Origin of the sequence: Actinotignum sanguinis, assembly GCF_003957255.1 — a bacterium.
In the GTDB taxonomy this organism is placed as follows: domain Bacteria; phylum Actinomycetota; class Actinomycetes; order Actinomycetales; family Actinomycetaceae; genus Actinotignum; species Actinotignum sanguinis.
Genome location: NZ_QDIE01000031.1, coordinates 1 through 23156, shown reverse-complemented (window position 1 = coordinate 23156; position 23156 = coordinate 1). Strand labels below are relative to the sequence as shown.

Below are 23156 nucleotides of genomic sequence, written 5' to 3'. Positions count from 1 at the left end.
TTTTCACTCTCCCGGTGTTTGTCAAGTATGCAAGGCTATTGAGGCCGGAAAGCTCAACGACCCGGACTTTGTGTTGGTATAGCGAGGGAAAGTCTGGGTATTAGCAACCATTTCTGTCTATTTACCCTATAGGACATCTCCCACCGCGCCGCCGAGCGTGAACACCACATTTTGCTGTCGTAGGCCCCGGGTAGACTTCCCCCATGGATGAGATGGACGCTATCGGACGGGAAATTGATACCATCGCCGCTTCCCTCGGTGATATTCCGGAAGCCGAACCCGGCGAACCGGGCTACATCATTAATACCTGGGAACGCGTGGTAACCGCGTGCCGGGCAGGGATGCGGCCGGTGGCATCCACGGAAGGGCTGCGCCTGGCCGTGGCCATCGGGCACAACCTAAAAACTGTGGAACTTTCCCCCGCCCGCGATGCGGAGGAGCGTTCCTATCTCAATCTGCGCTGCGGGGTGGGCCGGGCGGATCTCATTGATGTGACCGGCCTGGCCGGCTGGGTTTTTGAGACGTTCTCCCTGGGGGATGTGCGTATTGTCGGGGAGGAAGTGGTCCTGCACCTGGCCTTGCGCATGGCCGGGTTACCTTTCTCGCGGCTAACCAGCATGGTGAAATTCCTCGTCGTCGCCGCTATTGACGCTACCGCGGTATTCGTGCGAGGTCTGGATAACGTTCCCCCCACGAAGGATGATCTTTTCGGGCCGGAGGCGGTAGCCGGCGCCGGGGATATTCTGGAGGATACCTTCTCCGCGCGCCCGGAAATGAATCCTTTTGTGGGGAATGCGCCCGGTGATGCCGATCAATTCACGGATCCGGCCGGGGTGGATACCCGTTTCGATGAGCTGCTGGGCACGGCCGGGGTGTATCGCTGGAACGGTTTGGTTTCCGCGCTCGCGCCGTTGCTCGGGCAGCGCGATGCGGCCGAGGCCGAATACGGTTTCGGGGCCACCCTCCGGGTGGATGGCAGTGACGTGCCGGTGGTAATGCTGCGTAATGCCCTAGTCAGCGGGGCGGATAGCGCGGCGGTGACCTTGCGGCTGGGGGATGCCACCGCGGAGGCCGTCCGGGAGGCGGCACGCCAGGCCGCGGCTCTTCCGCTCGGCGGAGTGGTGGTACACGGCACGGATCTTTATTTCAGCCACGCTTTTGAGATCAGCGGGCAGCGACCGGGGTGGATTGCCAGCCAAATCGAAGGCGCGGCGCGTTGCGCCCGGGAACTCAGCGGGCCGGCGGGCCCGGGTACCGCAGCGAGCCAGGGCGGCCCGGGCAGCACTGGCGGTGCGCGCTAAATAATCCTCACCGCGGCGCCCGCATTACTGTTCGTGCGCGCCGCGCTCATGCTCTGCCGCGGGTAGTTCCAGCACTACCTCCCGGAGGCGCTCCCACAGGTCCGCTTCGGCGTCGTAGGCTTCGGCAACGATGGATTCGGGGAAGTAGGCGGTATCGCGTTCCAGGCCCAGCAGGCAGGGATAAAACCCGCCGCACTGGCGGTAGGCCACCCAGGCAAGCGGCGCATGAGCTACCAGCCTGTCCCCGATGAGCACTCCGAGCCCGGAGGCGAGGGCCTGCCGGGAACGCTGGCCGCGCAGGTCATGCAGCAGCGCGCAAATATCCCGTAAATTCTGGGGTAGTTCCCGGCCGCGCGGCACCAGTTTCTTCGCTTCTTCGCGTGCCTCATGCAGATAATTCTCATCTCCGGGGGCGAGCCAACCGATGCTCCCTTCCGGGTAATAATCGGGATTATCGCATTCGCGCAGGGCCGGCAGTAGCGAGGCTTCCCAGCCCAGGTAACGCCCGTTCGTAGCGGCGGCAATGAGTTCAAGATACGAGCGCGAATCGGCAATAACGCCATTATCCACGGCGGTCGCGGACCAGAGGGTGAGCATCCACGAATCTTTGGAACGCCCGAATTGGGAAAGTTGCGATTGCTGCACCCAGCCGTTGCGTTGCAGGCGGGTGCGGGCGGCTACCGCGGCGCGGCGGGAAGAAAAGCGGAGGCGGTTGATCCACATGCGCGGGGCGGTCAGGCGGGCTGCTTCAGCGACCATAGCAAGCAGAGCGTGGTCCAGTGCGGAAGCATCCGCCTGGTTGTCGCTCTCGGGGGCCAGATGTGCTCCATGCGCCATGGCTGTTGGTACCGTCCTTTGCTACTCGAGGGTCGCGGAATAATCACGAGGATGCTCAGGGGACCGTCCGCGGACAAGCGTGGACGGGATGAGGTCTATTGTACGCGGCGCGCCCGGGCTGTGCCGCATTCTTCTGCCAACGTGGAATACTGGTGAGGTGGTATCGACATTCACAACATGGGAGGAAGCCGCCGCCGCGTTGCGCGCTGCTTATGCGGATGCGCGGGCGGATAACACTCCGGCTTTACGTTTTGTCACTCACGGGGTTCCGGTGACGGCCTGGCCCGGGCAGTCGACCCGGCACGATAGCCGCGCCGTCGTCCACCTCGCTGCACCCATCCTCACCGGCGCGGAGCTGCGTAAGTACGACGGCGCCGCCGCATCCGCGGCGTCTGACGCCGCTGCCGCTCAACCCGGCGCCACACCCGCCGCTCAACCCGGGGCGCCCTCCGATGCATCACTTTCCCGCAATGCGGCGGCGGTGCTCGAGCATTTTGGTATTGACCCGACCGGCCCGGATCTTATCGCGGTGCTGCGCGCCGCGGACACGCTGCCCATTGGCGGGATTCGCCTGCTGGGTGGGCGCACGCATATTCATTACGCGGTGGCGCTGCCGGCTCCGACCGTGCAGCTGACTGCCTGCGCGTCCTTGGTGGCGGCGCAGGCCCGGGCGCTGAGCGGCGCGGATACGCTGCCGGAATCCGCGCCGGATTCCGCGCGGGAAGGGGAGGCTGATGTCTAAGAAGTCTGGGCGCGACGAACGCGATGCCCGTGATGTGACCACGGCTGTGGGCCTGTACGAGGTGCTTGTTGCTGATTATCACGCGCAGGCGCTGCCGGATGGGGTGCATTACCGTTTTGAGGTGGTGTGGCGTTCGGAGTCGGATAAGCAGGAGATGATCGCGAGTTACGCGAATGTTCCCGGGCTGGGGGATGTGCTCTACGTGGCGGCGTCGCTGGTGGAGTCGCCAACGGAGGTCCGCACCCGCGATATTTTGGAGCGGATCGGTGAGTTTTTGGATGGCGATGCGGTGATGTCCGGTGGTCACTTGCAGTTGCGGATCTGTTTGCCGATGGCGGGTCTCACGGTTGAGACGTTGCGGGCGCGTTTACGTAATCTTGCCGGGGCCGCGACTTCTATTCGCCGGGATTTTGCCGACGACGACGAAACTGGCACCTTGACCTTTGGCTACTGAGGCACATTCGGGACGGCCTGCGCGGAGCTGAGTAGCACGGGCCGCGCCAGCGTGCCCGCGTTTGCGCAGCATACCCATATTGAGCGGCATGCCGCGGTGTAGTGACGCGGCTATTTAGCGCCGCGGGCGGGCCCGCTTGGTGGGGCTGGCGGTAGCGCCATCTTCGGGCCAGGGGTGGCGCGGGTAGCGCCCGCGCATTTCCGCCCGCACTTGGGCGTAGGGGCCGGCCCAGAAGCTTGCGAGGTCATCGGTGATGGCAACGGGCCGGGCGGCCGGGGAGAGCAGTTCGAGGGTGACGGGGATACGCCCGCCGGCCAGACGCGGGGTGCGGGCCCAGCCGAAGGCTTCTTGAACACGCAGGCGCACGGTGGGCCGGCCTCCCGCATAGTGAACGGTGCGCTGTTCCCCGGTGGGGATAGTCATGCTGGCGGGGGCTAGTTCATCAAGGTGGGTAGCTTCGGGCCAGGGCAGCAGGCGCTCAATATTGCCGGCCCCCAGGTTTCCCCAGGTGCCACCCCGGGCGAGGGCGGCGAGTTCGGGGCCGGCCAGTTCCTCGATGCGTTGGCGCAGCGCGGATTCTTCCATATCCGGCCAAGGCGCCCCCAGGACGGTATGGAGAAAGGCGAGGCGTTCGCGCAGGGCTTGGGCTCCGGCGGTGAATTCGAGCGGGAGGGTGCCGGAACTGGCCGCGGCGTTCACCCACGCGGTGGCGGCGGCGCGCGGGACCTGTTCGAGGGCCCGACCCGTGAGTTCAATGGCCCCTAGGCGGGTGGTTTCCCGGGCGCGGAGGCGACCTTTCCGGTAGCTCATAGACGTGCCGGTGGTGATGAGGCCGTGACCGGCTTGGCGAGCGAGTTCTTCATCTGCGGGTACGGCGGCGCGGATGAGCGCATCCGCCCGGCCCTGGCTCGCGCTCACTTCTGCTACCGCAAGCCAGGGCGATCCCAGCAGCGGAGAGCCGTGCGGGAGTACCGCTCCGCTGCCATTAGCCAGGAGATAACGCCCCGAGGTGCTATCCACCGCGCGGGCCAACAAATCCGGATATGCCCAGGCGGTGACGAGGGCGAGGGCATCATCACTGCGAGCGGATCGGCTAGGTTTCCCGGAACCAGATGGGCCGGTTTTCCCGGAACCTGCGCCCGCGCTACTGACGCCCGCCCTACCGGCGCCCGCGGTAACGACTTCCGCACTGCCGGCTCCCGCCGCATCGCCCAGTGCGCGGCGGGCCAGTTTCTCAAGGCGTTGGGCTTGCCGGGCCCAGGCTGGCGAAACGGTGGTGGGCCAACGGGCCAGATCTGCCCCGGGGAGCCGGGGCGATTCCGCGAGCGCGGCAACAATCTGGGCGGCTGTTCCCGCCCTGAGCCGCGGGGTATTTTCCAGCAGGCTGCGGCCCAGCCGGGCGCTGACCGGGAGCGGGGCGAGGGTGCGGGCCAGCTCCGTGACCTGCCAGGAGCTTTCCGCGCCGGGATCTCCAACGGCCGCACCATCTGCGCTGCCGTGTTCTGGTACCACGCAGCCGAGCGCGGTGAGGGTGCGCATGCCGGCTGCCACGCCCGGCTGCGGGGGCGGATCGAGGAGGGCGAGCCCGCGCCCTTCCGGAGCACCCCACACGGCGGCTTGCAGGAGAAAATCGGTGAGATCGGCCGTGTAAATTTCCGGGGTGGAGCGTTCTGCGAGGCGAGCCCAGGTAGCTTCGCTCATGACCCGATATACGGTTCCCGGCCCTAAACGCCCGGCGCGCCCACCGCGTTGGATACCGGCAGCTTGGGATTCCAGCGCCGTGACGAGCCCGCTGATCCCGCTGGCGTAATCAGTGCGCGGTTCCCGGGATAGCCCGCTATCCACCACGATCCGCACCCCGGGGACCGTAAGAGAAGATTCTGCGATAGCGGTGGTCACAATAATGCTGCGGGTTCCCGCAACTTCCCGGAGCGCGGCATCCTGCTGGGCGCCCGTAAGCGACCCGTACAGGGGTGCCACCCGGGCGGGTAGGTGGCCGAGCAGCCCCACCACGTGCTCCACTTCCCGCACCCCGGGGAGGAAGACCAATATGTCACCGAGTTCCACTTCCCGGAAGGCCCGTTCCACCACTCGGGCTACGTGCGCCAAGAATTCCCGGCGCACCCCGAGCGCACCGTCCCGCGAAATTGTGCCCAGGGGTTCTTCCCCGCGCCCGGGCGGCGCGTAGCGCAGAGTAAGAGGATGGAGCACGCCCGGAATATCCACAATACGGGGGAGTTCTTCGGGAGCCGCGGCACCTGCTTCCAGCAGCCCAGCGGTGCGTTGGGATTCCACGGTGGCGGACATGGCCACCAGCAGAAGATCCGGGCGGAAAGCCGCGCGGGCTTCCAGGGCGAGGGCGAGGGCCAGATCAGCATCGAGATGACGTTCGTGTACTTCGTCAAAAATCAATGCGCCAATTCCGTGCAATTCCGGATCGCTTTGCAGGCGGCGCACCGCAATACCGGGGGTGATCATTTCAATGCGGGTTTCCCGGCTCACCTGGGAATCCCCGCGTACGCTGTACCCGGCGGTAGCGCCTACCGGATCCCCGAAAAGTTCGGCCAGGCGGCGTGCCGCGGCCCGCGCCGCCACCCGGCGCGGCTGAATGACGAGGACCCGCCCGGCACCTTCCGCGAGCGCGCGGGCCACCAGCGGCGGAATGAGCGTGGTTTTCCCGGTTCCCGGCGGTGCACTCACCACTGCGAGCGGCAGCGCTGCGCGCACCTCATCGAGGTGGGCTGCTACCGGAAGTGCGGGCGGGGCAGCGAGCAGGCGAGCGCAGGGATCCGAGGTCATGCCCCCATTCTCCCACGGGCCTCCGACACACTTGTCACCCCGAACCGCAGCACGCGCGAAACGCCGTATGCGCGAACGGTGCACCGAGCTCCTTAGCCCGCGCGCGAGGTTTCCGTCAGATACGCCAGCACCGCCCGCACCCGGCGGTTTTCTTCCCCGGGCTGCATCCCCAGCTTGAGAAAAATATTCGCCACGTGTTTGGAGACGGTCGCCCCGGTGAGGTAGAGCTCGGCGGCAATCGCAGAATTGGCATAGCCCCGGGCCATGAGCTCCAGGATTTCACGTTCGCGGGAGGTGAGCTCCGTGAGGAGTGACGGCGTCGTCGCCATTAATTGGGCCGCAACATCCGGATCCACAACCACGCCACCCACCCCCACAATCTCCAGGGAGCGCACGAAATCCGCCACCCGCGCCACGCGATCTTTGAGCAAATACCCCAGGCCGCCCGGCGCATCGTCCCCGTTCCCGTCCGCGCTTGTATTCACGCTCGTATTCACGCTCGTATTCGCGGGAAAACCGGAGGTACCTCCGGCGGCTGTCGGGTGGAAAAGTTCGCGTGCGTAGGCCGGTGCGACGTATTGGGAGAGCACCATAATGCCCAGGGACGGGAATTCGCGGCGCAGCTCCACGGCGGCGCGCAGGCCGTCGTCGCTCATGGTGGGTGGCATGCGCACATCGGTAATGACCAGGTCGGGGGCCTCCCCGCGGGCGGTGGCCGCACGCACCGTCTCGCTCAGCTCCGGTGCGGTGGCCGCGGTGGCCACAATGGTGTGCCCGCGCCGCTCCAGCAACCCGCATAGCCCTTCGCGAAATAGCGCGGAATCATCAGCAACTACCAAACGCATCCGTCCCCTCCGTTCTCGGATTTTCGCTTAACGCCGCCACCCCGGCCCCGCTTCCCCACTCTCCCCGGTGGAGCAGCAGCGGGATGCGCGCGCGGATTTCCGTGGGCCCGCCCACCGGGCTGGAAATACGCAGACTACCGCCGAAAGTCGCGAGCCTCTCCCCGATCCCGCGCAGCCCGCTACCCGGAATCACGCCGCCCGGGCCGGTGTCGGTAATGCTGAGGTGGAGGTCATCATCGGCGATGAGCAGCACGGTCGCGGTGGCGGCGGGCGCATGTTTAGCTACGTTCGTCAGCGCTTCGGCCACCGTGAAATAGGCCGCGGCGATCACGCCTTCGGGGATCTCGGGTAGCGGACTCGGAACCCGCAGGGTGGCGGGCACCGGCGCGGAAACCACCAGATCGCGCACCGCCGCTTCCAGCCCCAGGTCAGAGAGCACTTTCGGATGAATACCGGCCACCGTGCGCCGCAGCGAGGTGAGGGCCAGTTCCGCGCGGTCCTGCGCCGAAGCCATACGTTCGCGCGCCGCCGCCAGATCGGCCGAACTCACCGTGCCACTCGCGTCACCTTCCAGCAGAAACGCCGCCTCACCCACATCCATCGAGGTTGCGACCAGGTACTGCTGGGCGCCGTCGTGCAAATCGCGTTCGATGCGGCGCCGTTCAATTTCAAAAGCCGCGGCAATGGAGCGTTGCGCGTGCACAACGTCGCGATGATCGGATGGTTCTGCCATCCAGGTCGACGACGCCGGAGCCACGTCCGCGAGCGCCCGCACGTTCCCGCGCCACACTATCCACCCGGCCCCGCCCAGGAGCAGCAGACCGGCTAGCCCGATAATAACCGGGATCGTACTGAATCCGCCGAGTAGCGATAGCCCGGCTACCGCCACGAATATCAGGGCGAGGGTGCCGAGTCCGCCCGCGAGCACCCCGCGCACCGTGGCGTGGCGTAGTTGCTGCGCCACCGCTCGGGTGTTATCCACGTGCATAGTGTGATCACCGGGCTCGGTGCTCCGCGTTGTCATACCGCCATGGTAGCCGGGTCCCACCTACCGGCACGCGCAAATCCGGCAATGGTAGACCTGGCTCTACCATAAGTGTGGAGTACAAGCCCTGCCGCCGCCGCCCAATCGGAAGTTGACTAGAGCTATGGATACAGCACAGAATTTCGCCCCGGATTTGGTGGCGAATAATCTCACGAAGAATTTTGGGAACGTGGCCGCGCTGCGCCGGGTATCACTGCGGATTCCCGGTGGGCAGTCGGTGGCGATTATGGGCCCCTCCGGTTCGGGTAAGTCCACGCTGCTGCACTGCCTAGCCGGGATTATTGCTCCCACCACCGGTACGGTGCTGCTGGGCAACGAGCCGATTTCGGATATGTCCGATGGGCAGCGCTCGAAAATGCGCCTGGAACATTTCGGTTTTGTGTTCCAGGATGGCCAGCTGGTTCCCGAGCTGCCGGCTCGGGAAAATGTGGCGGTGCCGCTGCTCCTCCAGGGCAAGCCGCGGCGGGAGGCACTGGCGGCGGCGGATATGTGGCTGGCGCGGCTCGGGGTGGAACCCGAACGCCACCGCCGCCCGGGGGAGATGTCCGGCGGGCAGCTCCAGCGCGTCGCCATCGCGCGGGCTTTGGCCGGTCAACCTGCGGTGGTGTTCGCTGATGAACCCACCGGCGCACTCGATCAGGCCACCGGCCACGAAGTCACCCAGATCCTCACCACCGCCGCGAAAATGAGCGGCGCCACCCTCATTATTGTCACCCATGACCCGAATGTGGCCGCCTGGTGCGAACGCCTCGTGGAGATTCGCGACGGCGTTATCCATGCCGATTCGGCTACCGTTCCCGTGGCGGAACAGCCCGGCCCGGCACGCCCCGGCGCCACCCAGCCCGGCACCGCCACCGCGAACGGAGGCGAGCTGCAATGACGGTCCTCTCCTTCGCGCCCCGCCTCACGCTGGCGCGGCTGCGCGCCCGCACCGGTAACGCCTGGCTGGATATCCTCGCGGTGCTCAGTTTCACGCTGGCAGCCACGATGGCGCTGACCATCGCCGGCGGCATCTTCATGTTTTATAACTGGAATTTCCACCCGACCCCGGCCATGATCGCCCACCTCGACGCCCTGAGCGAGATCCTGGGCGCCGGCCTCACGGAAATGTACCTTGGCCTGGCGCTTTTCGCCGGGGCACTCCTGGTTATTCCCATTTCTTCCCTGGCGTCCGGAGCCGCGCGGCTCGGCGCACAGGATCGCTCCCAACGCCTGGCCTCCCTCCGCCTCGTTGGCACCACCCGCACCCAGACGATTGCGATCTCGCTGTGTGAAACGGTGGTGCAATGGATGCTGGGCACCGCCCTGGGCACGGTGCTCTACCTGGTAACCCTGCCGGGGTGGCGCGCGCTGAGCTTCCTCGGGCTGCCTATTAATCCGGCCCAGATGCTGCTGCCGGTTTCCTTCATTGCCGCGGTTATTGCGCTGCTCTTCGTGGTGACGCTGGTATCGGCACTCGGCGGGCTGATGCGCGTGTCAATTTCGCCCCTGGGGGTGGCGCGCCGCGAAGCTCCGCGAGCGCTGCGGGCTTGGCGCCTCGCGGTGTTCGCCGTCGCCGGAATACTGTATGTGCTGGTGGCTAATGCGCGTGGCGATTCCACACCCGTCGTGCAAATCATCATGATGGCGGGCGCGGCGCTGGTATTCCTTTTCGCACTCTCGGTGGCGGCCTCCTTTATTATTCAGGCGCTGGCCTATCCGCTCGTGCGCTCGCGCCACGCTGCTCTACTCATGGCGGCGCGGCGAATTCTCAACGACCCGCGCGCGGTATGGCGCAGTGTCTCCACCCTCGCGCTGCTGTGTTTCATCGGCGGCTACACCTCCACGCTCCCCGAAAGGAGCGGTTCGGATTCGGTGGCGCTTCAGCTGATCTCCGCAGATATCGGCACCGGCGTTATGGTGACCCTCGGTTTCGGTTTCGCGGTGGTGGCGCTGTCCGGTCTCACGAATCACGCCTCCCTCGTTTTTGAATCGGCACAGCAAACGCAGTCCTTGCGTTTCCTCGGTTTCCCCACGGCCGTCTTCACGCGGATTCGGATCCTGCAAACCTTTATTCCCTTGGTAGTAACGACGGCGCTGACCACCGCGCTCGGGGTGGGTATGTCCCTCCTGACGAACTATTCCTGGGGTGCGCGTATGGATAGCACTGCTTTCACAAAACTCGGGATCATTACGGTCCTCGGTTTGGCCATGTGCCTGGCGAGCATCCTGGTGGTCACGCCGCTGGAAACTCGGGTGGTGCTGGCGCGCGGGCGAGCGAATGATTAGAGGGCTGGCACGCGAATGATTGAGAATAACTTCAGGAATTAAGCGTCGACGCCCCGGGTATAAAGACCCGCTGGTAGCCCAGGCTCAGTGGCACAATGGATGATGTTCCGGTCACAATTCTCAGTGCGGAGGGCTCGCTTCGCGGGAAGGAAATTCCGATGTCAGAAATTCGTGCGGCTCAGCAAGAAACGCCGGCGGACGCGCCCCGCCCGCGCTGCCTCGTAGCTTTCTTCTCGCGTGCCGGCCTGAATTTCTGGGACGGGGAAGTGCGTAACCTCGAGATCGGGAACACCAAGGTGCTGGCCGAAAAAATCGCGGCGCGCTTGGGGGCAGATACTTTTGAGATTACCCCGGTTCATCCCTATCCTGCGGATCCGAATGAGGCGCATGCCCAGTGCACCCGCGAGCTTGCGGACGGGATTTATCCGGAGCTTACGGCTCCGGCGCCCGCCGCTAGCGGGTACGACGTCGTTCTTGTTGGCTTCCCCGTCTGGTGCGAGCAGGTCCCCCCGGTAGTGCAGACCTATCTCAAGTCCGCCGGGCTCACGGACCAGCTGGTGCTGCCCTTCACCACCTGGTCTGGCTCGCCTAAAGTGGACATCGAATCGACGTTCACCAACCTGGCTCCGGAAGCAACCACCGGCGTACCTTTCTCCGTGCGCGGAGAAAACGTGCGCGAGGCGACCACGGATAGCGCGCTGGAGGAATGGCTGGCCTCCGCGAATTTGATTTAGATCATTCCTAGCTCACGAAGAACGATGAGCGCCTGGTCCGGGTGGGTCCGCACAACTGCCCGGGCCTGTATTTTCTCCCATTCCGATTGTTTACTTTCCAGGACGCATTTCGTTTGAGGTTCGCACGAAACACCCAGTTCTGAGATAAGGAAGAGTAATACTTCTTCCAAACTGGGGCGGAAACGTTTTCCACCGACCGGAAAATGGAGCTCCGATAGCGTGGGCGTCTGGGAAGAATCAATAGCTCTTTTTCGGGCACGCCGTGAGGTAGCTCCACCCTCAAGCATGACATGCGTCCATGCGTCACGATGCGCATGAATTTGCAGATGGGCCAGCGGAATATCTTTCGAGCGCGGATTACGGTTGTAATCCCAGCGCACGAGCGGCTCACTGGTGGTTTTATTGAGGTGCAGCGCGAAGCTGGACCGCTCAACGGTCAGGAATTTCTCGGGAGACTTCACGAAGAGTTCATACGTAATTCCGAGATAGAGCATTCGCTTGACGCACATGGGATCGCGAAGCTTGAGGTAACCGCGGAGGATACGACCACCCTTGCGGGGCGCGCGAACATTAGTAATGTGAACAGCAAAGGATTCGTCGAATAGTCTCCCTGTAGCTGTTATATTCTCCGCGAAATCCGCAACTATCTCATCAAGCGAGCCCGTCACGGCTTTCCTCCTCGAGATCATCGAGGAACAGTTCCTCACACCATTGGAGGGTTTCAAACTCATCACGGAACTCAGCTTCGCGCCGATTGAGCGTATATTCAGCCATCCGTTCTTCAAATTCTTCGCGCGAGATCCTCAGCTCGGAGAGAATGGCATCCATGCGGGCGCGCACCTGCTCGAGACTTGTGTACGTGGGGCCATAGATGATCGACATAGCCACAGCCTAGCCGACGAACGAGCACCTGCCCAGACCAATTTTTCGGCAATTTCACGCGGGAATGACGCGCCCGCGCCGAGCTGCTTCTACTCCGAGTTCTGCGCTGTTTTCACCCGATACAGATACCCCAAGGCGTAGCAGGTAGCGAGGACAATCACCGCGAAACGCGTCCAGGAAGAGTTGTTAATCGCCACCAAGGCAAGGCATACGCCCATATAGAGCCCGGCATGCAGAACCCGATCTACAGCAATTCCGCGCGCAGCTGGGCGCCGCTGGCCGGGTGGAGCAAAGCCGGCGGAACGTCGAAGAGGGTGATAGCCCCGCGTTCCCCGCGCGCGTGCATCCGGGCCACCGCGCGAGCGCAGGCCACCAGCACCGAACCGGTGAATTCCGGATTGGAATCCAAGGCCAGGTTAAAATGCAGCGCGTGCGAGGTTCCCGGCGAGGTAGTGCCATGCCGGACCACGTCGCCGCCGTGGGCCATGCCGGTGTGTTCCGCGGCAAACTCTTCTTCGGAGATCACGTGGACCTCGGTTTCGTACTCGGCAAAGTAGTTCGGCATCGTCACGATGGCCTGGCGCACCGCCTCGGCATCCGCACCGCTCTCCAAGACCACGTAAACAATCCGACGGTGCTTATCACCCGCGCTGAGCTGGCCTTCCGTTTCCCCAGCCAGCGCCGCGGCACGCACATCCTCCTTGGGAACGGTGTACTGCACCGCGTTTTTCACGCCCGGTACCCGCCGCACCGCATCCGAATGCCCCTGGGACAGGCCCGGCCCCCAGAAAGTTTCTGACTGCCCGACCGGCAAAACTGCCTCGGCCAGCAACCGCTGAAGCGAGAAGAGGCCCGGATCCCAACCGGCGGAGATGAGAGCGAGGGTGCCGGCCGTGCGGGCGGCGTCGTCGACCCGCTCAAAATGCGCGGGAATCCGCGCGTGCGTATCAAAAGAATCCACCACGTTAAAACCGGAGGCGACGAGCGGCGTTTGCGTATCGAGGTCCGATTTCGAGCCGCCGCAATTGATAACGACGTCGATCTTGCCGGCCCAACGGGCGCGCAGCTGCGGATCGGTGAGTTCGGCGGCGGGGAATGCCGGGCCGGAGGCGGTCATGACGCCCTCGCGGCGGGTGAACACCCCCACCAGATCCAGGTCGGGAGCGAGGCTGAGGGCCTGTTCTACCCCGCGACCCAGGTTGCCGTAGCCGTTAATCGCGATGCGCGCGTGTGTCATGCGTGTGGTTCTTTCTCGAGTTCGTCATCTGTATGCCCGGCGGACATAGCAAGAATAGTGTGACGGGCAATCCGGCACACATCCTCGAGCGACGCGCCGGTTTCCACCTGGCGAAATGCGTCGAAAATGAGGGCGCGGCTAAACGAAGCCCAAATATCAGGATGCGCGATGCCGGTATCTTTCCAACACATTTTGAGGGCATCGGTGAAGAATCCGTGGGCTTTATCCACACCCATTTTGGTATGCGCGGTGGCCTTATCGGAAACTTTCCCGCGGGCCGAGCGCATGAGGCCCATCAACCATTTATGCGATTCGCGCTGCCCGGACTGGCGGATGCACGCCACCACCAGCTGCGCGAGGCGTTCGCGCGGTTCGGCATTCATATCAACCTGGCCCATCACCTGAGCACGCCACTTGGGAACATTGCGTTCGAGTACCAGGAGCCGCAGGTCATCAACCGACCCGACGTAGCGGTAAATGGAGTTGCGCGCGATACCAGCGGCCGCGGCCACCGCCCCGGCTGATAGCGTTTTGCCCGGCTCATCTTTGAGAATCTTTTCCGCGGCGTCCACGAGCCGGGCTGTCATAAGCTCCCGATGCTCGCGAACTGTTGGCGCAGAAATCTTTGGCATATCTCCTCCCAACGTCGTCCCCTATTGTTGCGGACTCAACCGATGAGCGCAACGGGTTGCCCACGCCCGCCCGCTCGATGCGAAATCCGCCGCGAGGCGCTACACTTTGTCGGTACTGCTGAGGTGACCGAGAGAGGCGAACCGGCGTGGCTGATAACAACGCGCGTAACTCCATCCCTACTACAGAAACCCCTTCCCCTTCCCCCCATATCCCCTCATCGCAGAGCATCGGATTTGATCGGGAAAAATACATTAAGCTCCAGTCCCAGAAAATTAGGGAACGCCGCGAAAAGATCGGCGGGAAACTCTATTTGGAGATGGGCGGGAAGCTTTTCGATGATTTCCACGCCTCGCGCGTGCTGCCCGGATTCACCCCGGATAACAAAATTGCGATGCTGGCAGAATTGAAGGATGAGCTGGAGATCGTTGTTGCCGCGAATGCGCGCGATCTTAAGGCCAAGCACCGCGCTGACCTGGGAATTTCTTATGAGGATGAGGTACTGCGCCTCGTGGATGTATTCCGCGAAGCCGGTTTCATGGTCAATTCCGTGGTGCTCACCCAATACGAGGAAGATAACCACGAAGCGCGCGATTTCCGCCGCCGTCTTATTAAATTGGGGCTCAATGTGGCGCGCCATCGCCGCATCCCGGGCTACCCCTCCAATACCGCGCTTATCGTTTCCGAGGATGGTTTCGGGAAGAACGAGTACGTGGAAACGCAGCGTGATCTCATTGTGGTGACGGCGCCAGGGCCGGGGTCAGGTAAGCTCGCCACCTGCCTCTCGCAGCTCTACCACGATCACCAGCATTCCATCACCTCGAATTACGCGAAGTTTGAGACCTTCCCGGTGTGGAATATTCCGCTGGATCATCCCGTCAACCTCGCCTACGAAGCGGCAACGGCCGATCTGGACGACGTCAATATGATCGACCCCTTCCACCTGGTCGCGTACGGCGTGCAAACAATTAATTACAATCGCGACGTTGAGGTGTTCCCGCTGCTCAGCCTGCTGCTGCGCGAACTTTCTGGGGAAACACCCTACAAATCCCCCACGGATATGGGCGTCAACATGGTCGGATATTGTATTTCCGACGACGACGTTTGCCGCGAAGCCGCCCGCCAGGAAGTCATTCGCCGGTATTACCGCGCGCTTGTCGATGAGAAGCGCAGCGAATCCGAACCCGTATGCTCCGAACGCATTGCCCTTATTATGGCCAAGCTCGGGGTGACCGGCACCGACCGGCCGGTGGTGCCCCCGGCGCTGCGTAAGGCCGAGGCCACAGGCGGGCCGGCGGCCGCGCTCCAGCTCCCGGATGGCACGATCGTGACCGGGAAAACTTCGGAGCTGCTGGGGTGTTCCGCCGCTGTGCTGCTTAATGCGCTCAAGGTATTGGCAGGTATTGACGATTCGGTGAAGCTGCTGGCCCCGGAGGCTATCGCCCCGATCCAAACACTGAAGACGGAGCACCTGGGCTCACGGAATCCGCGCCTGCACACCGATGAAGTGCTTATCGCGCTCTCGGTTTCTGCGGCTTCCGATCCCACCGCGGCAGCGGCGCTGAGCAAGCTCAAGGATCTGCAGAATTGCGATGTTCACACCACAACGATCCTCGGATCCGTGGACGATGGTATTTTCCGTTCCCTCGGTGTGAATGTCACGAGCGAACCGCACTACCAGCGTAAAACGCTGTACCGGAAGTAGCCGGAAGAAGGAGCCGAAAGGCGGGGCGTGGCGGCGCTAGCTGCGGTAATGAACCGTGAAGCTGGCGCCGTCACCCATATCTACCAGATCCCCCTCCTCCAGGCGGACCGCGTGATCCGGCTCGATGCGGCGCAGCGGGCCATCTGCGTGCTTGAGGTAGGTGCCGTTATTGGAATGGCAGTCTCGCAAAAATGCGCCGCCAGCCGCTACCGCAACCTCGCAATGGGTGCGCGAAATTTCTTGGCGTGGGGAGGGAACCGGAAGGAGTTGGGTGGCAGCCGGATCCCCGCCCGCGGAGGAGGCATCGAGGAGCGGACGGCGCCCCATAATAATATTTTTGAGCGCCGGGCTCACCCCGCCCAGCACAACGTTCTCCCCGAAGGAAAAGCGTAATTCGACCGCCGGGAGCGGGGCAGGTATGCCGGAGGAAGGATAGGGTTCAGTGGTCTGCACCGGGTAGGCTTCGGTGGCCGCGGCGTAGCTGGGAACCGGGGCGTTCTCCGCGGCCTCCGCCGCCTGCCCGGCCTCCGCGGCCTCCGCCGCCGGCGGTACCGGTGGCAGCGGCGGGGCGGGCGGTACCGGATGCGGTGCCTGTTGCGGAGCCGGCGCGGCAGGGGAAGAAGCCGGAACCGCGAGCGTGGGAGTTGCCGGCCTGCCGGTGAGAACCGGGCTTAGGCTGATGCGAGCGCCACCGGCGCGGGCCATGCCGCGTTCGAGCGGGAGAGCCGGGCCGGGTGCGGGAGCTGCGGCGTCGTTCCCACCGAAAGCCGCATCTTCCGCACCCGCAGCGTAGGCGTTACCCACGGTGACCGTGGTGTCCTGGGTAGTGGCGGCTTCCTGCCAGGTCAGGGCGTTACTGCCGTCCGCGACCGCGCGGCCGGTGACGTCGCGAACGATGAGGCCATGCGCGGCAACCCGCAGCAGCGGGCCGTCGGCGTAGAACAGCGCGAAATCCGCGCCCAGCGCGGACCAGAGGTGGGTGAGAAGAGTGGGGAAATCGTGGCCGGCGCGCACCGTTTCCCACACCGCGGCCGGATCCGCGGGTAGCGCGGGCGTGAATACCGCCAGGCCGGGCACGCAGGCCAGCAGCCCATCACCGGGATAAGAATAGGACGGCATGGCTCCTCCTCGACCTGGTTCCATGAGTCACATCTCTGCTTGCAAGGATACCGCGCCCGGCAAGCGGCCTGCGCCACTTTCTGCCAGAATAGAGGTATGTCGCTCATGAATTGGGCCCTCGAGGTCGCCACCGCTCACCCTGAACTAGCCGGCGCGCTGGTCAATTCCGACGGGCCCTGGCTGGATGTTCTGCTTCCGGACGGACGCACGTTCCGCTTCCGCCCCTTTGAGATGATCGATCCGGATGCTCCTGAAGAACGCCGGCGCGAACTTCTCAACCGCCTCATTACTATCGGCGTATCCGGGGCCACCACCCCGCAGGTCACCGAAGGGGCGGCCGGTTCCGCCCAGCCGGGAGCGGCGTCGTCGCACCAGAACGGCGCGAACGGAACCGCCCCGGACACCGAACTCCAAGCGCCCGAGATGCCCGGCACGCCCGCGGGCCGCGGCCAGAAAAACCTGTCGTGGCGGGACATCTTCGCGCAATTCTTCGGAACCATGGATCCGAGCGACCCGGGTTTCCCGCACCACGATCCCGCGCTCGCTGAGCTCTCGGAGGAACAGGATGAGACCGAGGGGCCGATTATGCCGATTGTGCGCGCCGCGGACTATTTCACGCGCGTCAATCAACGCGAAGATGATTCCTTTATCTACCTGCCGCTCACGGATTTCATTGGCGTGGGCCTGGCGCGCGACACCCCGGATAACATCATTCCGCTGTATTTCTCGGACCTGGATCTGATGCCGGGAACGGATGATCTGGGTCCGCTTTTCGGGCACGCGGTGGAATCGCTGCGCGGTCTGAACGCGCAATCGGGCTACGCGGCCCTGGAGCTGGCCGTTATGCTCTACGCGGGCGCGCGGGTGCTGGCCTTCACCGCGCCGAATAATTACCAGAGTTCGTGGTTCGCGGATGTGGATCTTGTCCAGCAGGTCGCGTACTCCATCAGCAAGCAATATCACGGCTCGCTGCCGCTCTTCGTGCCGGCTTCGCGTTCGCGGCTGTTCGTGGTGCTGGCTGATGATCCGGAGCTTCCCGCGCTCTTCAACCGTTTGCTCCAGGATTACGATATCGACGACGCTATCTACCCGCTCCCTCACACCGTGGCCGCGGATGGCTGGATGGAGTGGATTCCTATGCCGGATCACCCGGCCTACGCGCCGCTGGCGAATCTGCGCGCCACTTTCCGCGGGCGCATGTACAACCACCAGCAGGAATTCCTTTCGCGCTGGCCCGAGGAAATGGGGCACGTGGCGCTCTACGAAGTGCATGACCTGGGCGAAGGCGCGGTGAGTCTGACGCAATGGCGCCGCTCGGATCACTACGGTTCCATCCCCGCGGTGGCAGATTTCATTAATTACCTGGACGATGCCGATCCCGAAGCCGCCAATATCACCATTCGCGTGGATGTGGCCCGCGACGTGTGGCCCGAGGGCTTCAAGCCGCTCGAAAACGTGTGGCCGCCGCGCTACGAAGTGTCCGGATTCCCCGATGCGGAGACCTTCCGAAAACTGAGCGAGGCGGCGCACCGCGCGTTCTAGCTAGCGCACCGCGCAGTTAGCACATCGCACAGTGAGCGCACCGCGCGTTTGAGGCGGGTGCGCTCACTAGGCCCGCCCCCACTGCCCGCGGTAGAAGCGCCCGAGCGTTTCTTCTTTGCAGGCCGCGTAATCGCCGGATTCGATGGCCGCGCGGATGGTATCCACGAGGTGCACGGTGAAGTATTCGTTGTGGATGGTGGCGAGCGTGGCCGCCAGCGCTTCCTTCGCCTTGAAGAGGTGATTGAGGTAGGCGCGCGAATAGTTCTGGCAGGTGTAGCACTCACACTCGGGCACCAGCGGCCCGAAATCGGTACGGAACTGGGCGCGGGTCACGTTGAAGCGGCCGTCCGGGGAGTAAATCGCGGCATTGCGCGCCACCCGGGAAGGGTTGACGCAATCGAAAGTATCCGCGCCGGCTTCGATAGCGGCAAAGAAATCATCCGGTTCGGAAATCCCGAGGAGGTGGCGGGCTTTCGTTTCCGGGAGCTCCTCGCTCACCCAGGCGCAGATGGTCCCGAGCTTCTCCTTTTCCAAGGCGCCGCCAATTCCGAAACCGTCAAATTCCTGCCCGTCCACGCACATGGAGCCGAGGTCGCGGGCGGCTTTGCGGCGCAGGTCTTCGTATTGCGCGCCCTGGATCACGCCGAAGAGCTGCTGGTAGGGCTTGCCCACGCGTTCGATGGTGAGGCGGCGGTGTTCAGCTAGGCACCGCTGCGCCCAGCGGCGGGTGCGTTCCAGGCTTTTTTCCTGGTAGGCCCGGGAGTTGAGAAGGGTGGTGAGCTCGTCAAAAGCAAACATGATATCCGCGCCGAGCTGGTGCTGAATCCCCATGGACACCTCCGGGGTGAACCGGTGGCGCGAGCCGTTGAGGTGGGAACGGAACCATACGCCGTCGTCGTCCACATTCGCGAGGCGCTCTTTATCGCGCGCGAGTTCGGTATCGGCGCGCCCGGCGTTTTTCCCGGCGTACTCATTGGTGAGCACCTTCTTGAAGCCGGAGCCGAGCGAGAGCACCTGGAACCCGCCCGAATCCGTGTAGGTGGGGCCGTTCCAGTTCATGAAGGCGGCTAGCCCGCCGGCGGCGTCCAGGATCTCCGGGCCGGGTTGCAGATAGAGGTGGTAGGCGTTCGCGAGGACGGCCTGCGCGCCGATGCCGCGCACCTGTTCGGGAGTGAGCGTTTTGACGGTGGCTTTCGTGCCGACGGGAATGAACGCCGGGGTGGCGATATCGCCGTGCGGGGTGTGGATAACGCCGGTGCGGCCCAGCGGCTGCCCGGTGCGGTCCCCCACGCGCGCGTCCAGGCGCGTCCCGATCGTAAATCCTGTTGTCACACTCTCACCTTTCTATTGCGGTGCGGTTGCGGTGCCGTGCGGTTCACGCGCGCTGCGCGTTGGTACGACGCCGCCGCCACCTTGGCCCGCTGCCTATCGTAAGCCTTCGTGGCGTTTGACCACACCAACCACGGCGTACGTCAGCGGGAGGAAAATGACTTCGATACCGACTTTATAAAGCCAGCCCACCAGGGAGAGGTTGACGATAGACCAGAACTCGACATTGCCGGCCGCGATATCCGCACCCCAGGCCACGAAGCAGAAAATAATGGTGTCCAGCAATTCGCCCACGATGGTGGAGGAAATGAGGCGCACCCACAGGGCACGCTCTCCGAAACGACGCTTAATCCAGACCAGCACATAGGAATTGGAAAGCTGGCCGAAGAGGAACCCGAATACGGAGGCCGCCACGAAGCGCGGCACCACGCCGAGCACCGCCTCGAAAGCTTCCTGGTTGGCGTAATCCGGGGCGGGCGGGGCGATCTGCACCAGCCAGAAACAGCAGGAGGCCAGGATCTGCACTCCGAACGCGAGGATGATGGTGCGGGAGGCGACTTTGAAACCGTAAACCTCGGAAAGAAGGTCACCGATGATGTAGGTGAGCGGGAAGAGCATCGCGCCGCCGTCGAAATACAAATCAAGACCACCGATATTCAAGGTGATGAGTTTCGTGGCACCGATATTGGAAATGAGGAGGAAGGATACGAAAAAGACCGCTACGTACACGAAGAGGTGGGAGCGGGCCACATCCGCGAAGCGGGCGGCGGTGCCCGAAGTGGCGGAGTGTGAATCGGAGTGCGTGCTGGCGCCGTGCGGCGCGGTGGACTGCGAGCTCATCGTGACCTTTCCATGCATATCGAGAACTTATGGTTATGGTGTCCGGCTCTGCCACCGCACGGACGGTCATGATTATAGCGGGATGAGCGCACTGCGGCACACGGTTACAGGCACACTGCCAACAACCTCTTTATTCGCCCTCCCATTGAAAGATTTCCCGATACCGTTTCAGGAATACATCCACATTGCTGGAATAATTCGGGTACGCGAGTGGGAGGCGTTCCGGATTATCTGAGTACACCAGCACACCATCAGTGCGGTCTGCTACCGTACCACTTTCGCTACTGTTCTTTTCCTCCAGGTCGTTGTACGCTTCAAAGGCTTTGCGGGGATTCTCGTTATCAAAATGTTGAACGGCAAGTTCCTGTTTCTCACGCTCAAATGTCAGAAGATATAAACCGGGTCCTTGGTGTCCTTCTGTCAACTGAACAACGTCATCGGTCACGAGATGAAGGTCATTCACGACGCTTTCACTAACGCTAGACGCCCGAAGTTTTTCCCGAATTTCCTCGATACTTTGGGGAACACCTTGATCAAGCAAAACGCCTTCGCTCAATGCAAAACCTGCGGATACCAACCGGAAAAACTCCAATCGCTTCACGCCGCTTTCCGACATCGCTCTCGGCGCAGGATCTTTATAATTCTCGCCATAAACGTTGCTTGCCGCCTCAATGGCAGTCGCCCAAGCGTGCTGAAGTCCTGTGCGAAGCTGAACTTCAACTCGGTAGCTCAGATCCTTTTCCCTACCCTCGTTCTGAGCAAGTAAGTGGATAGAACGATATCCGCTCGGAGGCGCGTCAATGTAAACGTAGTCTTTTACCTTCCGAACTGAAATAGCATCGGATATAAGCTCTCGCGCTGCATTGAGTTCACGCATTCCAGGAAGAATAATCCGGCATCCACCGATATCGTCCATCGCCCCAGCGTCGTAGTTTTTACCCGGCCGCAGGATCTTGCTCTCAATAGATTCCATTCGTTTGAGACGGAATGTTGCGAGGGCACCGCTCAAAGAATCACACACCCTCCGCGCTGAATCAAATACTCCCCACGTTGGCTCGAGATGCTGTTTTCGCCATTGCTGGATAATCGCCCGCGCCGCTCCGGCTTCTTTCTCATCTTCCGAACCAAGGAGTTTAGAAGCCTTTTTCGCAGCGCTACGTGTCACCGGATCCATAGTGCTAAATTCCCCCATGTTCACTAGACTACAAGGAGGAAGGGGGACACTCGAATGGCATCTATTACACATGTAGCCGGATATATATTGCAGCGCTGTGGGGATATGACCACCATGAAGATGCAGAAGCTCGCTTTTTACAGTCAAGCTCACTGCCTCGCCACGCGAGGGTATCCTCTTTTCCCTGAAGATTTTCAGGCTTGGAGAGGTGGCCCGGTTAGCCCTGCGCTTTTCAACCAGCACCGTGGAAAGTTCATTATCCGCAAGGGCGAACTTGATAGCACGCTCACGGCCGATGAAGCCCAGATCGTGAACGAGGTAGTTGACCGGCTCGCTCAGCTTAGTGGCAATCAGCTTTCGGCTCGCACCCATAGCGAAGACCCGTGGAAGAACATGCGGGAAGGGCTTTCTCCCATAGAATTTGGAGACCGTCTCATTTCCAAGGAGTCATTGCAGAGCTACTACAGTCAGCATCCGGTTCTCGGGTGATGAGTTCCCCTCGCCAAGGAATTGGTGAGGGGATTTTTATCTATTCACCTAGGCTAACGGATATTAGCGCCAGTAGTTTAACATCGTTCGCGTTATCACTTTTACGGGACGGTATCCCCACAATGATTACTACTTATCATTGGGTTTTCGTAACTAGGAAGGCTATTTATGGGCATCTTTTCTACGTTCATTAACACGCTCAAGGGTAAAGGCCCTAACTCCAGCGCCTGCCCCACTAAAAAGCAACCCCGCATCCCCAAAAGAGTCGGAGGTGAGATCGGTCATTTCGGACTTGAACACTGGTGGTTCATCGAACTCTCGGATGCAGATCACGAGCTCATTTGGTCAAAGTACGTCCCAACTGGTTCGCACCCGGACAACATCGGTCGTTTTGCCAGCGAACTAACGCCATCACGTACCACGGCATTCTGGCTGGTCGTCCTTGCAGGATATTTGAGGCCAGCCGTACCTGAAGAGGCAGATTTAATTCTCCGGATCGCGGAGAAAGCCTGGGAACTAAAAGATAATCGTACCCCTGCGCGGGGTGCCAGCGCCGTATTTACCCAACACCTCGCTCTGGGGGGATTATCAAAAATCTATTACCGTTTTCGAGAAACTCCCGAGTATTTAGAACGATCATTAGAAGCGGCCCGCCTCCAGGTTGCGATGCAAGCCGCCGCCGCTGCGGCGTGGAAAGAAGAACAGGCACACCTTTATCGCGCTACTGGAAGTAGAGTTCCGCGAGTTATCCCGTTGCCATCTCACGCAGGTTACACCCGGATGGCAATTCTTCTGGAACAGAAGGGGGACTTCGAGGAAGCGCTTGCCCTCGTTCGTGAAGCGAAAGCAGCCGGGTGGAATGGCGACTGGGATAAACGCATCGAGAGAATCAAGAAAAAGCTCAAGAAGCAGAAACCCTAATTCTGCACCCGCCTTCATTGCAGAATCTCCCCTCGGACCCTTAAACTCCCGCCCAGCTCACAGGCCCGCCAGCTATACTTTTCGGCAGATGCTCGTTACATATCGAGCGCAAGGAGAGAATGGATCAATGAGCGCTGGTCAAGTCCTGGGTAGTGGTGTATCTGTGTTCTCGAATCATGATTGTCATTCTCTGGTTTCGATACTAATAAGGACTGGATATCAGATACCGGTCAAGCAATAACGTCCTTCCCACTAATAGTCTT

22 protein-coding genes are annotated in these 23156 nt (G+C 62.4%); 10 read left to right on the top strand and 12 right to left on the bottom strand.

The features are described 5' to 3' along the window. Positions 1-203 precede the first annotated feature (203 nt). Entirely contained in the window at positions 204-1301 is a 1098-nt protein-coding gene (locus DDD64_RS07375) for a hypothetical protein (protein ID WP_126135733.1), read from the top strand. A gap of 24 nt (positions 1302-1325) precedes the next feature. Here the strand turns inward: DDD64_RS07375 and DDD64_RS07370 are convergent, their stop codons facing one another. Then, positions 1326-2138: a ribonuclease E inhibitor RraB gene (locus DDD64_RS07370; RefSeq protein ID WP_126135732.1), complete on the bottom strand. Its 813-nt coding sequence runs from the start codon at positions 2136-2138 to the stop codon at positions 1326-1328. Positions 2139-2226: 88 nt separating this feature from the next. Here DDD64_RS07370 and DDD64_RS07365 point away from each other — a divergent pair, with 88 nt between their 5' ends. Further along, positions 2227-2880: a hypothetical protein gene (locus tag DDD64_RS07365; RefSeq protein WP_126135731.1), complete on the top strand. Its 654-nt coding sequence runs from the start codon at positions 2227-2229 to the stop codon at positions 2878-2880. Beyond that, complete coding sequence (locus DDD64_RS07360) at positions 2873-3334, top strand: hypothetical protein (protein ID WP_126135730.1); 462 nt, start codon at positions 2873-2875, stop codon at positions 3332-3334. Before DDD64_RS07365 ends, DDD64_RS07360 begins: the two co-directional genes overlap by 8 nt. A gap of 114 nt (positions 3335-3448) precedes the next feature. On the opposite strand, the gene hrpB is transcribed toward DDD64_RS07360, so the two are convergent. From hrpB to DDD64_RS07345, 3 genes are all read right to left on the bottom strand, one after another. Then, positions 3449-6133: an ATP-dependent helicase HrpB gene (hrpB, locus tag DDD64_RS07355; RefSeq protein ID WP_126135729.1), complete on the bottom strand. Its 2685-nt coding sequence runs from the start codon at positions 6131-6133 to the stop codon at positions 3449-3451. A 92-nt stretch (positions 6134-6225) separates the two neighbouring features. Then, the gene (locus DDD64_RS07350) at positions 6226-6978 is read right to left on the bottom strand and encodes a response regulator transcription factor (protein ID WP_126135728.1); all 753 of its coding nucleotides are present in this window, start codon (positions 6976-6978) and stop codon (positions 6226-6228) included. Beyond that, complete coding sequence (locus tag DDD64_RS07345; RefSeq protein WP_241227590.1) at positions 6959-8002, bottom strand: sensor histidine kinase; 1044 nt, start codon at positions 8000-8002, stop codon at positions 6959-6961. Before DDD64_RS07345 ends, DDD64_RS07350 begins: the two co-directional genes overlap by 20 nt. A 124-nt stretch (positions 8003-8126) precedes the next feature. On the opposite strand from DDD64_RS07345, the gene DDD64_RS07340 reads away from it, so the two are divergent. The 3 genes from DDD64_RS07340 to DDD64_RS07330 all read left to right on the top strand — a co-directional run bounded on the left by DDD64_RS07340 (position 8127) and on the right by DDD64_RS07330 (position 11025). Next, positions 8127-8903, top strand: a complete 777-nt coding sequence (locus DDD64_RS07340) for an ABC transporter ATP-binding protein (RefSeq protein WP_241227588.1) — start codon at positions 8127-8129, stop codon at positions 8901-8903. Next, complete coding sequence (locus DDD64_RS07335; RefSeq protein WP_126135727.1) at positions 8900-10291, top strand: ABC transporter permease family protein; 1392 nt, start codon at positions 8900-8902, stop codon at positions 10289-10291. Before DDD64_RS07340 ends, DDD64_RS07335 begins: the two co-directional genes overlap by 4 nt. Before the next feature lie 158 nt (positions 10292-10449). Further along, entirely contained in the window at positions 10450-11025 is a 576-nt protein-coding gene (locus DDD64_RS07330; protein WP_164545962.1) for a flavodoxin, read from the top strand. On the opposite strand, the gene DDD64_RS07325 is transcribed toward DDD64_RS07330, so the two are convergent. The 4 genes from DDD64_RS07325 to DDD64_RS07310 all read right to left on the bottom strand — a co-directional run bounded on the left by DDD64_RS07325 (position 11022) and on the right by DDD64_RS07310 (position 13776). Beyond that, positions 11022-11693, bottom strand: a complete 672-nt coding sequence (locus tag DDD64_RS07325) for a hypothetical protein (protein WP_126135725.1) — start codon at positions 11691-11693, stop codon at positions 11022-11024. The genes DDD64_RS07330 and DDD64_RS07325 overlap by 4 nt on opposite strands. Then, on the bottom strand, positions 11677-11907 hold the full coding sequence (locus DDD64_RS07320) for a hypothetical protein (RefSeq protein ID WP_126135724.1): 231 nt from the start codon (positions 11905-11907) through the stop codon (positions 11677-11679). Before DDD64_RS07320 ends, DDD64_RS07325 begins: the two co-directional genes overlap by 17 nt. Positions 11908-12151: 244 nt before the next feature. Further along, positions 12152-13144, bottom strand: a complete 993-nt coding sequence (locus DDD64_RS07315) for a diaminopimelate dehydrogenase (protein ID WP_126135723.1) — start codon at positions 13142-13144, stop codon at positions 12152-12154. Beyond that, positions 13141-13776, bottom strand: a complete 636-nt coding sequence (locus tag DDD64_RS07310) for a hypothetical protein (protein ID WP_016441998.1) — start codon at positions 13774-13776, stop codon at positions 13141-13143. Before DDD64_RS07310 ends, DDD64_RS07315 begins: the two co-directional genes overlap by 4 nt. Positions 13777-13949: 173 nt before the next feature. Between DDD64_RS07310 and DDD64_RS07305 the strand changes: the two genes are divergently transcribed. After that, entirely contained in the window at positions 13950-15479 is a 1530-nt protein-coding gene (locus DDD64_RS07305) for a DUF1846 domain-containing protein (protein WP_126135736.1), read from the top strand. 36 nt (positions 15480-15515) lie between these two features. On the opposite strand, the gene DDD64_RS07300 is transcribed toward DDD64_RS07305, so the two are convergent. Beyond that, positions 15516-16598, bottom strand: coding sequence for an FHA domain-containing protein (locus tag DDD64_RS07300; RefSeq protein ID WP_126135722.1), 1083 nt, complete (start codon positions 16596-16598; stop codon positions 15516-15518). Between the two features lie 96 nt (positions 16599-16694). On the opposite strand from DDD64_RS07300, the gene DDD64_RS07295 reads away from it, so the two are divergent. Next, positions 16695-18140, top strand: a complete 1446-nt coding sequence (locus DDD64_RS07295; RefSeq protein ID WP_241227586.1) for a hypothetical protein — start codon at positions 16695-16697, stop codon at positions 18138-18140. 66 nt (positions 18141-18206) lie between these two features. On the opposite strand, the gene tgt is transcribed toward DDD64_RS07295, so the two are convergent. From tgt to DDD64_RS07275, 3 genes are all read right to left on the bottom strand, one after another. After that, the gene (gene tgt / locus DDD64_RS07285; RefSeq protein WP_206435406.1) at positions 18207-19442 is read right to left on the bottom strand and encodes a tRNA guanosine(34) transglycosylase Tgt; all 1236 of its coding nucleotides are present in this window, start codon (positions 19440-19442) and stop codon (positions 18207-18209) included. A gap of 123 nt (positions 19443-19565) precedes the next feature. Then, complete coding sequence (locus DDD64_RS07280) at positions 19566-20309, bottom strand: queuosine precursor transporter (RefSeq protein WP_241227581.1); 744 nt, start codon at positions 20307-20309, stop codon at positions 19566-19568. Positions 20310-20439: 130 nt separating this feature from the next. After that, positions 20440-21501, bottom strand: a complete 1062-nt coding sequence (locus tag DDD64_RS07275) for a RelA/SpoT domain-containing protein (RefSeq protein WP_164545961.1) — start codon at positions 21499-21501, stop codon at positions 20440-20442. Positions 21502-21537: 36 nt separating this feature from the next. Between DDD64_RS07275 and DDD64_RS07270 the strand changes: the two genes are divergently transcribed. Together DDD64_RS07270 and DDD64_RS07265 are read left to right on the top strand one after the other, a co-directional pair. Beyond that, positions 21538-21972 (top strand): Panacea domain-containing protein, encoded by a 435-nt coding sequence (locus DDD64_RS07270; protein WP_126135719.1) that lies wholly within the window; start codon positions 21538-21540, stop codon positions 21970-21972. A 168-nt stretch (positions 21973-22140) separates the two neighbouring features. After that, on the top strand, positions 22141-22893 hold the full coding sequence (locus DDD64_RS07265; RefSeq protein ID WP_126135718.1) for a hypothetical protein: 753 nt from the start codon (positions 22141-22143) through the stop codon (positions 22891-22893). Positions 22894-23156: the final 263 nt, after the last annotated feature.